Source organism: Eudoraea sp. (assembly GCF_039969275.1).
In the GTDB taxonomy this organism is placed as follows: Bacteria; Bacteroidota; Bacteroidia; order Flavobacteriales; family Flavobacteriaceae; genus Eudoraea.
In genome coordinates, this window is record NZ_JBDVOC010000015.1 from 216,205 (window position 1) to 230,845 (window position 14,641).

Genomic DNA, 14,641 nt, shown 5'->3' on the forward strand with positions numbered 1-14,641 from the left:
TGCTAAATTATCATTCATATTATTTAAGAAAATTCGCGATGTTCCTTATTTTTTAATTCTTCAGGAGATAAGGAACTAAAGTATTCATAGACTCTTTTTAAGCCTTCAGATCTCTCCACTTTAGGCTCCCAGTTTAAAATTTTCCTGGCCCGGGTAATATCTGGTTGTCGCTGCGTAGGATCATCTTTAGGTAGTGGTTTATGAATTATTTTTTGATCGGTTCCCGTTAGTTTTATGATTTCCTGAGCGAACTCCATAATTGTGGTCTCATGCGGATTTCCAATATTGATAGGATCTGTATAATCGCTCATAAGTAATTTATAGATCCCCTCAACCTGATCATCTATATAGCAAAAAGAACGGGTTTGCTTGCCATCTCCAAAAACGGTAAGATCCTCGCCCCGCAGTGCCTGTCCCATAAAGGCAGGGACCACACGACCGTCGTTCAATCGCATTCTTGAGCCATAGGTGTTAAATATCCTAACAATCCGGGTATCAACGCCGTGAAAGCGATGGTAAGCCATAGTGATGGATTCCATAAAACGTTTTGCTTCATCGTAAACACCTCTGGGACCAACAGGACTGACATTGCCAAAATAATCTTCATTTTGAGGATGTACCAATGGATCTCCATATACTTCAGAGGTAGAGGCAACAAGAATAGTGGCGTTCTTTTCTTTTGCCAACCCAAGAAGATTAAGGGTTCCTAATGAGCCTACTTTTAATGTTTCAATTGGAATTTTCAGGTAGTCTATTGGGCTTGCAGGAGAAGCAAAGTGCAAAATATAATCCAATTTACCAGGAATATGAACAAAAGTTGTTACATCATGATGGTAAAACTCAAATTGTTCCAGAGGAAATAAATGTTCAATATTTTTTAGGTCTCCTGTAATAAGATTATCCATGGCAATTACATAGTAACCTTCTTTGATAAACCGGTCACATAAATGCGATCCCAAAAATCCTGCAGCGCCGGTAATTAATACTTTTTTCATTATTTTATTTTATTAATTACTATTTTCCATATTAATACGCCTTCTCTTCTCCTGAAATTCCATTTAATACAGTTTGAATGATAATTTTAATATCCAGAAAAAAAGACCAGTTCTCAATGTAAAAAATATCAAATTTTATTCTGTTCAGGATGTCACTATCTTTTTCTATTTCTCCCCTATAGCCGCGAACTTGTGCTAATCCCGTAATACCGGGCTTAACGAAATGACGCAACATGTATTTATTCACTCTGTTAGCATATTCATCTGTATGTTTTATCATATGCGGGCGAGGTCCTACCACAGACATATTTCCAAAAAGCACATTATAAAATTGGGGTAATTCATCAATACTGGTCTTCCTCAGAAACTTTCCAATCTTAGTCACCCGCATATCATTCTTCCCCGCTTGTTTCATATCAGCCGATGTGTTCAGTGCCATTGATCTGAATTTGAAACAGGTAAATTCCTTATTGTCATAACCAGTTCTTTTTTGCACAAAAAAGACCGGCCCTCTTGATTCCAGAGTAATTATTAACGCTAAAATAGGTGCAATCCAAATTAAGATTCCAAAAATTACTATTAAGGAAAATACGATATCAAAAATTCTTTTTATTAAGGCGTTGATAGGATTGTGTAAGGGAATATCACGTAAAGAAAGTATGGGGAGGTAATCGTAATATTCAAACTTCAGTTTTTTCGAAAAGATATTTTTATTGTCAGGTAAAAATTTAAGTGTTTTTAGATTATTGTCCGCAAAGTCAATAAAATCTGAAAGCTCCTCGTTTTTTAATTCTGAAACCGAGCAGTATATTTCATCTATATTTTGCTCTACAATATAAAGGAAACAAGCGTGTATATCAAAGTTGGTTTCTCTGGGGCAAAATTGCTTCTTAAATTCATAGCCATATTCAGTTCTTTCGTTAAAAACATTTATAAGCTGTTCTGTTTTTTTGTTCTTCCCAATAACTACAACATTTCTTGTATTTCCTTTGATTTTTTGGCGATATTTCAACAAAAGGAAATATCCAATAAACTTAATGGTAGATATTGTAAGGAATACAAAAACCGCATATTTGGCCAAGGCTAACCTACTCATATTGGGTTGTTTAAAAAACCCAATAAATGCATATAATATTAAAAAGAAGAAGAAAAACTGTCTGAAAAGTAAAATTAAAATTTGAGTTACCTTAGTATATCTGTATATGACATAAAATTTCGTGATAAGTGCTATAATAATCCAAGCCAATGAAATATAGGCATGAAAACGTATTGGGCTTTGTAAATTAATCGGCAATAAATATGCAAAAATATTTATTATCAATAAATCTATTCCATATGAAATGGGAGAAATTAAACCTGAATATCGGTGTTGGTTACCAAACATTAATTATAAGCTGTACAATTGTGATATAATCTAAGTATAAAGATAATTTTAAAAATTAAAAAACAGATAAAACCGAATTAATGATTAAAATTCAGCTAGTTAAATATAAAATTGAATTGGAATATTTTTTGAGTTAATTTTTTGAAAAGACTTCTTTAAATACCATTACTATAAACTTACTGTTCCCTACCAAATAACGTTTCCACATACGCTTAGGTTCTTGGGTAAAGCGATAAAACCATTCCAGTCCTAACTTTTGCATCCATGAGGGTGCTCGTTTTACCTTCCCCGAAACCACATCAAAACTACCGCCAACCCCCATAACAAAATTTACTTTTGCTAATAAGGTTTTGTTCTCGTATAGAAAATTTTCCTTAGTAGGAGAACTTATGGCTACAAATAGAATATTGGCCTTGCTCTCGGCTATCTCTTTGGCTATAGTTTGCTCCTCTTCTTTCTCAAAATAGCCATTTCTATATCCAGCTATAATACTTGATGAATATTTTTTGGAATAGATTTCCACTATTTTTTTTACTGTTTCTTCTTTAGCTCCAAAAAAGAATATCTTGTAATTCTTTCTAAAAGCTAAACTTACTAAATTGTCCATCAAGTCTATCCCTGCAACCCTCTCTTTTAATGGTTTTCCTAACAACCTTGAAGCCCAAACTACTGACTGCCCATCTGCATTTATCAAATCGCTCTCATTAACACTTTGGCGTAATTGCAAATCCTTTTGCATCATCACAATTTTACCTGCATTTACTACCACATGATGAATTTGTTTAGCTGATTCAATTGATTCCTCAATTTTCTCAAGCGATTCTTTCATGCTTAAATTATCAATATTGGTATTAAGTATCTTTATCCTCTGCATTTAGAAACTATCTTTTCTCCGTTTTACTCTCACTAATGAGGCTATAAATAAGTAAGTTGCTGAAAAAAGTGTAGAAAGTAATCCCCTTATGAACATCCAAAATAGATTCAGTTAACCCCACCCCAAAAATGACGCCTATAAAAGCAAACAACAAAACATCTCTTTTCATAATTGAAATGTAGGCAGGAAAGATAAAAATTGAAATAATACAAATACTACCACCTAAAAATCCATTTCTTGCCAAATTGCTTAATATTTGATTATGAGGGTTATATCTATATTTATATCCCATTGTGAAGTTCATCCTTTTGTATTCCAGGACCAACTCATCGGTCAAATCCCCAGTGCCAGTTCCAAATAATGGGCTTCTTTTTATTATTTTAGTAGAAGCCTCTAACATTCCAAAGCGAGATGAAATGCTTTCGTAATTATCCTTGTCAAAGCCAATTTTATTGATTTCTTCAATCTGTTTAAATTTCTGTTTCAAGCCCGGTGAAGAAAATAATGCTGTCAAAGTTATAATGACAGTTGCGAACACCAAAAATATTCTCTTCGTTCTTGATTCCACTAATAATAATATTGAAATTACTAAGGAAACAAATGACAATAAAAACACAATTCTAGAGGCTGTTAAAATAGATGATATAATAAAGAAAATTGCAAAAACCGCTAAAAGTTTCGATTTGTTTTTTTTATATGTCAAAATACTAATCCAAAAGGCAAGCAAATTAAACATTCCAAGGTAAGTCGAATGATAGATTTCATTTTGTACTATCATATAAAACCTCTCTCCAAAATTAAAATAGTAAATAAATAAATAGGTTAGGTATAGATCAATAATTACTACAAAAATCAAAAAAGAATTAAATACAAGCGACTTTTTCACAAATTTTCCCAAGCTTAAAAATATAACAGGAAATGCAATGAAGCTTAAGTTTCTTGTAATAAAGCTTAGACCTGAACTTAAATTTTGGGTGTTAAATAATCCTAACGAATATATCAGTAAAGGAACCGTTAAGACTAAAACAAAATACTTGTTTGGAATAGTTCTCAGGCCATTATAAAACAAATGACACAAGGCTATTACCAATAGGCCTATAATGACCATACTGCTGTAATTTAACTTTACAGGTAGAATGGTAAATCCCAAAAAAAGGATTACTAAAATATTAGTTGATATCTTAAGTATTTCTCTTATACTCATAAATCCAAATCATTAAAAACGCCAGATTAAAAGGAAAATTTACAATGGCATTGCCAAAGAATAGTGGGATAATTATTAGAATAATTAAATTAAAGTTTTTGTTAGTTAAGTAATAAACTCGCATAATTAATCCCATAAATAAAATCAGTCCTAAAATCCCATATTCGACAAATATTTTTAGAAAATCATTATGGGGATCTTTATACATAAATTCGTAAGGCATATTGCCTTTTGTTAATGAATCAACACCTAAACCAAAGAAAATTTTATACAGAGGTTCTGCTAAAAATGAGATCATAATTTCTAACCAGTATACAATTCTCCAAATAAATGACCCGTAACCACCAGCTTTAAAAGATTCTGCACGTTCTTTTAAAAAGTCCCAATTCAAATAATTAATTGTGTCTATTTGACTTGAGATTTTTTCGGAAAAATTTAAAACCAGAATAGTCAAACCAATGAAAACAAATAATAGTATAAGCTTTTTTACAGAAGAAATCTTTTTTGATTGGATCAAACTATATGCCCATAAGCTGAGCAGCACCAGCATAGCACCTGAAGATTTTGTGAGAATCAGGGAAACAAACAATAGGGCAAGAAATAAATACCTCCACCTAGAAGTAAAAGGCTTATAGAACAACAAAAAATAAATACACATGACCAGGATATAAGCCAAATGATTCGCGTGACTGAATATGTTTTGATATCTACCCAATTCTAAAAATTGGTAAATCCCTATGGGAATACACAAAGCGAAATATACTATTAACACCTTAAAACTTTTGGCAATATCACCCTTGCCAAAATGGGATATCATAATTGCAAACATTAAGTAACTTACATAGCGGGCAATTCCCTTAATTGAATAGACTTCAAAAGAAAGGTATAATACAGAGTGCAAAAGAAAAAAAGCGATTACCGTTGCGACCAAACCAAAATATAGTTTGATTACACCATTTAATTCCATTTTGGAATTTCTAAAATATGATAAATAAAAAAGTGTGGTTATGGGTATTAAAACATAGAGTGCCTGATGAAATACTGCCGCAAAAAGAAAACATATAATTATATAAATTACTTTCACTATTCAAATTTCCTAATTATCTTATTATATAAATAAAATTTAAAGTACTTCTTAAGTTTCTCATCTTCAATTTGGGGTTTTTGATGAAGCATACTTTTAAAATAGCCGGCAAAATATTCAAATCCCATCTTAAATTCTCCTTTCATCGCTGCAAAATAAAAAGCCTTTAAGATTACGTAAATTAACGTGTGTCCCCTATAATAAGCATGATATCCCTTGTTATAAGAATTCGCAATCCTTACATTCACTTCTCTTGAGGTTACTCTGGCACTCTTGATAGTTTCTGTCTTCCACCCTTTCAAATGAGCCCGGGCTAAGGAAACTGTATCAGCGGTGTGTGCAATTTGATAGCCAGATTCCTCCAGACATTTTTTTTTCCAAACTCTGCATCCTCCGCGTACAAAATTTTTATTGGCAATATGCAATTTTCCTTCCTGGGTATAAATTAAACCACTGGTGATACCAATCTCGGTATGATCATTTAAAAACTTTGTGAGCTTTTCATAGTATTCTTTTTCCGGAAAAATATCACTATCTAATATACCTATAAAATCAAGAGAGTTATACAAATCTAGTTCCTCTAAATAATTCATCCCGGTTTTGATAATTGTTGCATACTTTTTTCCAACCCTGTAAGATGTATCATCAAAGTTTAAATTAACCACCTTGAAAAGTTCAACATTTTTAACCGATTCTATTTTTTCAAGATATTCTTTGCTTCCGTCAGTACTATCGTTTTCGACAATAATAAGACATGTGATAGGTATTGTTTGACTTTCAATATGACTTATGAATCTGTCAATATTACCCATTTCATCTTTCAGAGGAGTTATTAAAGCTATAGCGTTAGAACTTTTAGTCATTATATGTAATTATGTTATTTATTTTAAGAAGTTCTCCAACAATCTGTTTCCCGGGATCGTTGGTTTGATAAAAAAATAGATCCATTTGTTTTATCTTATCCTGAGGCACGTCTATTACTCTAACCAGATAATTATATTCATTTACGGTGATGAGTTGTGGTTTAAAATCAAAATTTTTCTTTAATATCTTTTTGCCTTGTTTAATTTGAATTTTGACTCCCAGTATATGATCATTTAGAAAATCCTGATTAACAGGTCCATCAAGTTTTAGGACTAAAGTTTTCTTATTTTCCTTTTGATCTCTTATTATGCCTATTTCCTTTACTTTAATATTCCCTCCAAAGGAAAAATTAACTTCTTTTTTATTGCTAAGTATGTCCAAACCACGTTCAAGGTATAACTCAGTCTTTGTTTTTAGTTTACAAGAGCTTAGAATTAAAAAAATAACTAACACATGCAAACTATACTTAGGCATTTTTCCAATTTTTGATTTCATCCCTTTGAAGAAGATCATATAAGCTATCTATCTCACTGGAATAGAATTCAATTAATTTCTTTTTAGTATCTAAATCTAATTCTTGTCTCACCAGGGCTCTTTCCATGATTTTGTTGCTGAAATACTTTCGAATACGTTGAGGTAAAACTTTCTTTACTTTCTTTAAAGACTGCGCATTAACATTAATTTCCCAAAGTTTACCAAATATATTATTCTTAGGAACACCAGACGGATTATAAATTCGATTTGTGTCTATTTTGAAGTTGGGTATTCCTATAAAACTACTAAGGTCGTTAATTAACTCCTGAGGAGAATTCTTTAAATCTTCCTGTAAGTATATTTTTACATCATTAAAATACTCCTGATAACTTTCAATCTGTTTTGTGTAAAATCCAAAATCTAGATAATTATAATAAAAACTCCAGTTATTTGTCAATCTTCTTTTTACAGTTTCTTCGTCAATAGCCTCTAAAAATTTTAAATCTTCATTGAAATTTTTCCGATTATGCCAATATTGAGACCATGCCCTTTCTACTGGGTTTCTAAGGATAATAACAATCTTAATGTCCTTAGCTTTCTCACCATAAATTTTCTTAATATTTTTTATTGCAATTTCATGTTTATATAAATAGGAAGTTGATGCGTCACCTATTTTTTGATTGTTTTTAACCTTGCTAAGATCTCCCGCATACTCCTCTAAATTTGAGACAATAGTGGGCAAGTAACTAGGGCTTTGAAAATTAGGAGGGTTATTATAGAAGGTGAAAAAATGAGATTCTTTTTCTCTTGGAAAAAGAACATTTCTACTGCTTTCTAAATGGTAATACATAGATGTTGTTCCACTTTTTGCAGCACCTACAATCAAAAAATCGGGTAAATTAACCTCCTTGTTTTCAAATGTTAATTTCATTTATTTAATTTTTTAAAATGGGGAATAGTAACTTTTAATTTTGAGTTTACGTTTAAGATAAACAGCACCTATTATATTCCAACTCGAGATGCTGACAACGGTAGCAATTGCTGCCCCAAGGATACCATAAATTGGCACTAAAGTGAAATTTAGCGTGATGTTTAAAATTAAGGCTATCAGAACAATGTTTTGATAAACTTTTTGGTGTCCTGTCATTTGCATAATGACCCCAACAGATCCTGACATACTATTAATCAATTGACCTACGCATAATATAATCAAAATACCAGCCCCAGAGATGAATTCAGCACCAAAAATGCCCAAAATCCATTCACGACATATAAGAATAGCCGATACGATGGCCAGAGTGGAAAAAAAGTTCAATCGTGTTGTAAAATGAATCAATTTATGAAACTGTTTTTGATTTCCATCATTATGACTACTTGCCAGTTTGGGCGCTAAAATTGAATTAATTGCTTGTAAAGTAAAGCTGGTTAAAGTAGCTACTTTAAGTGCAACATTATAGATTCCAATCTTGTCTACAGATTCATAGATTCCCAACACAAAAGTATCTGACCAACCTAACAGAACTAAAATGGTTGAGGACAGCATCATTGGCAATGCTTCTCTGAGAAACACCCACGAATTTTTAGCAGAATCAAAAGAAATTTTCTGAAAGCTCTGTACAGAAAGATATAAAGACAGAACAAACAAAGTGCTGATGCCAAAAAAATGAGCCTTAATGGCGTTTATTGGAGAGTCCGTAATTGCCCACAAGATCAAAAAAAACAGAACAGTAAAAAAAAATCTGCCCGGATTGTTAAGAAAAGCAAACCATTTATTATTTTTTCTGGCCCTTAATAATCCTGCGCATACCAGTGTGCCAGACCATACAGGTATTGCTAGTACAGTCCAAATAAAATAAGGTTCTAACTGAGGTTTTCCAAATATATCATAAATGATATAATCCTTGAGTAAAAATACTACAATGGCAATTATTGATGATCCTAAGAAAGATTTCAATAATACCTTATAAAATAACCCAGTATCATTAAGATTCGCATCGGAAGAGTAGTATCTAACTAAATTAACATCGAGGCCAAACCTTCCCATAATACCTCCAAACAAGAATATTGAAAAACATAGTGATATTAAACCTAATGTTGCAGCACCGTAATATTTAGCTACTAAAAAAGTAAACAAGTACCCCATGAATAGGCCTATGGTTCTTATGGACAAAAAAGAAAATCCTTTTAAAAGGATTTCTTTACTATCAACATCATTAAGAGCGTTCTGAACTTTCTTTTTCATACCCTATTCTTATTTGGCACCTCTGTATTGTCCTTAATTTGAAATTTTAACCCCCACTGTCTTTTGGAAAATTGTTGGTCGAGATTCCTTTAATTCCAGGTGGTCAATTTTCAGAACCTGAGTTGCCGGGATGGTATCACCAACCAATATCTTCAGGTCATTAATCTCCGTAAATGGGCAATCTGCCAGTACAACTTTAAATTCCTTTCCTTTATACCTAAATCCTGTGTAAGTGCTATTCTGTTTCATCTCGGGTAGGAATGCCCTCTGCGCATATTTATTTCCAATAATCCTGTTGCTTACAGATGGCGGGATATTTCGGGTTTCATATAAAGGCATCTCATATACAAGATTAAACTGAATGTCTTTTAGGCTATCCCCTGCCAATACAATTTCTAACCTTTCATACGCATCCTTGAAGACGGCAATTTCATGAATCCCTGTTTTCTTCCTAATACCATTATTCACTATCCTTTTATGCCCAAGAGCATATTCAAAACTAGTGTCGATATGGTAATATCTGTTCGCCATCAGCTTTTCATCCTTAACGGTTTGAGGGTCCTCCAGGGCTTCATAATGCTCTTTTATATAGTTAGCAAGATGTTCTGACACCTTTAAGGCGCCACTGCTATTCAGGTGGCTAATATCGGCAAAATCATAGAGGTGCAGATTTAATTCGTCCCATAGGTCATTGTAATCTATATAAGCAACCCCTTTTTCCTTACAATGGGCTTTGATCAATTCCAGATACGTATAGTATTTGTTATTCATATACCTCCTGTGGATAGGAGCGCTCACAAAAATCAAAGGAACATTCTTTTCTTTAAAAAGCCCGATTACATTATCGATTACTTCCTTCTGTCCTTCGCTCAGTTTTTGACTTTGAATGATTTGAGGGGTAGCAAATGTCTCCTTGCCACTGGTGTTCTTTACCCAACTTTTCTTGTCAAAGTACATTTGGGTCTTAAAGCCCTGGTAGTAGTCATCATTCCTTTTTAGAAAGAACCCCGGCATAAAGAACCGATCTTTCCAAAGTGCGTGTTCCCTTATTGCAGGAAACACATTTAATACGTTTTGTCTTCCGTATAATCTATTATGTACTTCAATCTTGCCTAAAGAGATGTCCATATAGTCCAGCGTACTGTACTGAAAAGATGCCACGCGTTCATTAAATGGAGGTTCCATAATGGTGGATTGGAAAATATCAACCACACCCAACCTGATATTTCTCTTGGTAATTGCCTCCTCAATGACGGGAAGCGTAACCATTAAATTTTGTACAGGCGCCCCGTAATTGAAGGACTTCGCTTTGATTTCATTTTCAAATACCCTCGGGTCAAACGCGGTATATGCATGTGAAGACCCAAAAAAAGCAATGGCAATGTCCTCCCGGTCACTCCGATGTTCCTTACTTTTTATCGATTGCAGATTTTCCTTGTTCAGGAAAAACCTACTGGAAAACGCAATAAGTCCAAGGACTAAAACCGAAAAAAATATAGCCTTAACAAAAAACTTGAGCATCCTAAAATTGAAAATAAATGAATTCCGTTGGAGCCATATCCCCGTAGACTCCAAATACGAGAATAACAAACACAATGCAAACATACACAAAGTATCTAAAAACCATGTTTTGAGAGGACAACCATTGCAAGGCCGCTTTCTTTTTATGAAAGATATCAAATAACAATAATACAGCAATAGCCACAATGGCAACCCAAAATTCTACCTTATCCAACCCTAGCTTAAACAAACCGCCATAGTAAAGACCTTCATAGTTGTCTACAAGGGAATTTGAAATGATAGAAAAGGCATCTTTCAGGCTGTTCGCCCTGAAAAAGACCCAGGATATACACACGATAAGAAAAGTAATCCCTGCGAATACCAGTTTGTTGGAAAAGCTATCCCTTTTTACCCTAAGCGTATTATAGGTATAGGTCCTAAGGGGAATTAATGCCTTTTCAAGCATAATGATCAACCCATGGATGGCGCCCCAAATTATAAAGGTCATGGCCGCCCCATGCCAGAGGCCACTGATCAAGAAAACGGCAAATAGGTTAAAATATGTCCTTACTTCCCCTTTCCTGTTGCCCCCTAAAGGGATATACACGTAATCCCTGAACCAGGTGGACAATGAAATATGCCACCTGCGCCAAAACTCCGTGATGGATTTAGAGAAATACGGGCTGTCAAAATTCTTCATGAGATCAAAGCCCATGGTGCGGCCAATCCCTATGGCAATGTCCGAATAGCCAGAAAAATCACAATAAATTTGAAAGGCGAAAAATACAGTCGCCACTATGGTTTCATACCCGTGGTACTCCGAAGGATTATTGTACACCTGATTGACCAGGATAGCGACACGGTCTGCAATCACCATTTTCTTGAACAACCCAAAAGCCATTAACAGCAAGCCGCTTTTTACCAACTCATAGTTAAACCTGTAGGTTTTGTAAAACTGGGGTAATAAATGCGACGCCCTTTCAATGGGGCCGGCTACCAATTGGGGGAAAAAGGCCACAAATGTAAAAAAAGACAGTATGTCTTTGGTTGGTTTAAGTTGATTCCTGTATATGTCTATGGTATAGCTCAATGTTTGAAAGGTGTAAAAGCTAATGCCTACTGGCAATACGATATTCAAGGTGCTGACTTCTATGGATTTGCCGAACAAGCTGAAGGAATCTACAAAGGTTTCTATAAAAAAGTTGGTGTATTTGAAGTAGCATAAAAAGCCCAGGTTCACCAATAAGCTAAGCCCTAGCAATAATTTCCTGCGTTTGTAATTGTTGGTTTGAGGCAATTGATAGCCCACCACGTAATCTACCAAGGAGCTGATGACAATCAAAAACAAAAAACGCCAATCCCACCAACCGTAAAAAAAGTAACTTGCAGCTAGCAAGAAAATGTTTCTAGCCGTTTTATTTTTTGCGACTATCCAATAAAAGGCAAAGACCAGTGGAAAAAATATGGCAAAATCCAGAGAGTTAAATAGCATATGTTACTGTTAAGCAGGTCCAAATTCCTTATAGAATTCCTGTTTGGTTCTCCGGAGGTAATTCAGCATAAAGGGTTGCGTGGTCGAAAATCCTTTTAAAAAGTTTTCATTACTGTCAACATCGCTAAAAATGTTTTTTTCTTTATTTGTCAAAACAATAATTACTAATTAGTTCATTACTCCGCAAAAATCAAGAATAATCTTGTCCAGGGCAGGTTTTAACTCTTTAAACTCCTTATGAGCAATTAGTTAAGTAATAATCTCAGCTCGCATGGTGGCTTCTGGCTCTGTTCCAAATGTATTTAGTCTATATCTCGATATTTAACTGGTTTTTAGAACACTATTTCGTGGCCTTGCCGCAAAAGTACGATAATTCTTAGCTTTTTCAATTTTGCTGGTTGCCTCCAGATTGTTTTCTTTTAATATCATTTTTGCGAAATCATACCACGTCATAGCTTTCCCATCTGTAAAATGATAAATGCCATATTCTGTATTCTGAGAAGCAATCAAATTCAAAATATATTTTGCCAAATTATTTGCATTCGTTGGACATCCCGTTTGTTCATCTGTAATATATAGGACCTTCTCTGTTTGGGCTTTATTTAAAATAGTTTTATAAAAATTGTTCCCATACTCAGAATAAAGCCACGAGGTCCTGATAATGTAATATTTATCTAAAATTTCTTGGATAGAACTTTCCCCAGCTAACTTTGACTTTCCGTATTGATTAATCGGGTTAGGAGTATCCTTAATTGTATAGCCCTCCTCTTTTTCACCATCAAAAACATAATCTGTAGATATATGTATTAAAACTACATCGTGTTTTTTGCAGGCCAACGAAAGATTTTTAACCGCAAGTGCATTAAGTTCAAATGCTGGTGCAGGTGTTTTTTCTGCCTGCTCTACATTGGTATAGGCTGCACAATTAATGCAGTAGTTGTAATTCTCAGATTGAAATACTTTATTTATATTTTTGGTGTCGGTAATATCCAATCCTTTGGAGTCCAAGAATTTAAATTCCAAAAAATCAAAATTATTAGCGATTTTCTGTAAACATTTTCCCAATTGCCCTTCAGAACCTGTTACCAAAACACTTATCATAATCGCAGATTTTGATATAGGGGCAGAACTTTGTCTTTTTCTGATAGAATTAATTGGTCTTTTGGAAATTCCCAGTCAATTCCAAGATCCGGGTCATCATATATTATTCCCCCTTCTGATTCTTTATTATAATACTGATCACATTTATAAACAAATACCGTATTATCATCAACTGCCAAAAAACCATGTGCAAGTCCTTTTGGAATAAACAGCATTTTTTTATTCAATTCTGATAATCTAATTTTTAAGTATTTACCAAAAGAACTACTTTCTTTCCTAATATCAACGACTACATCTATAACTTCTCCTCTTGTTACACGAACTAGTTTACTTTGTGCAGCAGGCCCCGTTTGGAAATGCAAACCCCTTAATACGCCCTTAGAAGAAATAGAATGGTTGTCCTGAACAAAATCTATAGACATTCCTAGATAATCCTCCAAAGCCCTTTTATTATAAGATTCAAAAAAAGCCCCTCTATTATCTTTAAAAATAGTTGGTTCTAAAACTATACAGCCTTCAATATTAGTATTTGTAATTGTCAATTTTGATGGTTTTTTTGCCTTATAATATTAAACCTGCATCAAATATTCCCCATATCCACTTTTCAATAGAGGCTGTGCTAATTTATGCAGTTGTTCCTTTGAAATATACCCCTGTTCATGAGCTACTTCCTCAACTGCAGCACTTTTTACCTCTTTTCGTTCTTCTATTACCTCAACAAACTGTGCTGCCTGCATCAAAGATTGAAATGTTCCGGTATCTAGCCAAGCGGTTCCTCTGTCCAAAATACTTACACGTAATTTTCGTCTTTTCAGATACACTTTATTGACGTCCGTTATTTCCAATTCGCCTCTTGCGCTCAAAAGAATACTCTTGGCAATATCCACTACGTCGTTGTCATAAAAATATATGCCAGGTACAGCATGGTTAGATTTAGGCTCCGAAGGTTTTTCTTCGATACTGATAGCCTTACCTTCTGAATTAAATTCGACTACTCCATAACGCTCCGGATCATGTACTCGATACGCATATATGATTCCTCCATCCGGATCATTATTAGATTGTAACAACTTTGCCAATCCAGAACCATAAAAGATATTATCTCCTAGAATCAGTGCCACTTTTTCCTGCCCAATAAAATCTGCTCCTATAATAAAAGCTTCGGCAAGGCCGTTAGGCATTTCTTGTACCGCATAGGAAAAAGAACATCCATATTTCTTACCGTCCCCTAATAATTCCTTAAAAAGCGGTAGATCTTTAGGGGTAGAAATTATTAAAATTTCTTGAATTCCCGCATACATAAGAGTAGATAAGGGGTAATAAATCATTGGTTTATCGTAAATAGGCATGAGTTGCTTACTAACTGATAAAGTCAATGGATGTAATCGCGTTCCAGAACCTCCCGCTAAAGTTATTCCTTTCATTTG

14 protein-coding genes are annotated in these 14,641 nt (G+C 34.0%); all 14 read right to left on the reverse strand.

Annotated elements, in window-relative coordinates:
• Positions 1–23 precede the first annotated feature (23 nt).
• The gene (locus ABJH90_RS15020) at positions 24–995 is read right to left on the reverse strand and encodes a UDP-glucuronic acid decarboxylase family protein (RefSeq protein ID WP_348140772.1); all 972 of its coding nucleotides are present in this window, start codon (positions 993–995) and stop codon (positions 24–26) included.
• 31 nt (positions 996–1,026) lie between these two features.
• Positions 1,027–2,379 carry an exopolysaccharide biosynthesis polyprenyl glycosylphosphotransferase gene (locus tag ABJH90_RS15025; RefSeq protein ID WP_348140774.1) on the reverse strand — a complete coding sequence of 451 codons (1,353 nt, stop codon included), beginning with the start codon at positions 2,377–2,379 and terminating at the stop codon, positions 1,027–1,029.
• Between the two features lie 133 nt (positions 2,380–2,512).
• The gene (locus ABJH90_RS15030) at positions 2,513–3,208 is read right to left on the reverse strand and encodes a WecB/TagA/CpsF family glycosyltransferase (protein ID WP_348319833.1); all 696 of its coding nucleotides are present in this window, start codon (positions 3,206–3,208) and stop codon (positions 2,513–2,515) included.
• Positions 3,209–3,260: 52 nt separating this feature from the next.
• Positions 3,261–4,457: an O-antigen ligase family protein gene (locus tag ABJH90_RS15035; RefSeq protein ID WP_348140778.1), complete on the reverse strand. Its 1,197-nt coding sequence runs from the start codon at positions 4,455–4,457 to the stop codon at positions 3,261–3,263.
• A complete protein-coding gene (locus ABJH90_RS15040; RefSeq protein ID WP_348140780.1) occupies positions 4,435–5,046 on the reverse strand; it encodes an O-antigen ligase family protein in 612 nt (203 codons plus the stop codon). The genes ABJH90_RS15035 and ABJH90_RS15040 overlap by 23 nt, the downstream gene beginning before the upstream one ends.
• A 494-nt stretch (positions 5,047–5,540) precedes the next feature.
• Positions 5,541–6,404, reverse strand: coding sequence for a glycosyltransferase family 2 protein (locus ABJH90_RS15045; RefSeq protein ID WP_348140782.1), 864 nt, complete (start codon positions 6,402–6,404; stop codon positions 5,541–5,543).
• Entirely contained in the window at positions 6,397–6,879 is a 483-nt protein-coding gene (locus ABJH90_RS15050; RefSeq protein WP_348140784.1) for a hypothetical protein, read from the reverse strand. The genes ABJH90_RS15045 and ABJH90_RS15050 overlap by 8 nt, the downstream gene beginning before the upstream one ends.
• Complete coding sequence (locus ABJH90_RS15055; protein WP_348140786.1) at positions 6,872–7,810, reverse strand: sulfotransferase domain-containing protein; 939 nt, start codon at positions 7,808–7,810, stop codon at positions 6,872–6,874. Before ABJH90_RS15055 ends, ABJH90_RS15050 begins: the two co-directional genes overlap by 8 nt.
• A gap of 12 nt (positions 7,811–7,822) precedes the next feature.
• Entirely contained in the window at positions 7,823–9,121 is a 1,299-nt protein-coding gene (locus ABJH90_RS15060) for a flippase (protein ID WP_348140788.1), read from the reverse strand.
• A gap of 33 nt (positions 9,122–9,154) precedes the next feature.
• Positions 9,155–10,642, reverse strand: coding sequence for a hypothetical protein (locus tag ABJH90_RS15065; RefSeq protein ID WP_348140790.1), 1,488 nt, complete (start codon positions 10,640–10,642; stop codon positions 9,155–9,157).
• A 1-nt stretch (position 10,643) separates the two neighbouring features.
• Positions 10,644–12,113, reverse strand: a complete 1,470-nt coding sequence (locus tag ABJH90_RS15070) for an MBOAT family O-acyltransferase (protein WP_348140792.1) — start codon at positions 12,111–12,113, stop codon at positions 10,644–10,646.
• A 321-nt stretch (positions 12,114–12,434) separates the two neighbouring features.
• Entirely contained in the window at positions 12,435–13,214 is a 780-nt protein-coding gene (gene rfbD / locus ABJH90_RS15075) for a dTDP-4-dehydrorhamnose reductase (protein ID WP_348140794.1), read from the reverse strand.
• Entirely contained in the window at positions 13,211–13,756 is a 546-nt protein-coding gene (rfbC, locus tag ABJH90_RS15080) for a dTDP-4-dehydrorhamnose 3,5-epimerase (RefSeq protein WP_348140796.1), read from the reverse strand. Before rfbC ends, rfbD begins: the two co-directional genes overlap by 4 nt.
• Positions 13,757–13,783: 27 nt before the next feature.
• Complete coding sequence (gene rfbA, locus ABJH90_RS15085; RefSeq protein ID WP_348140798.1) at positions 13,784–14,638, reverse strand: glucose-1-phosphate thymidylyltransferase RfbA; 855 nt, start codon at positions 14,636–14,638, stop codon at positions 13,784–13,786.
• Positions 14,639–14,641 lie beyond the last annotated feature (3 nt).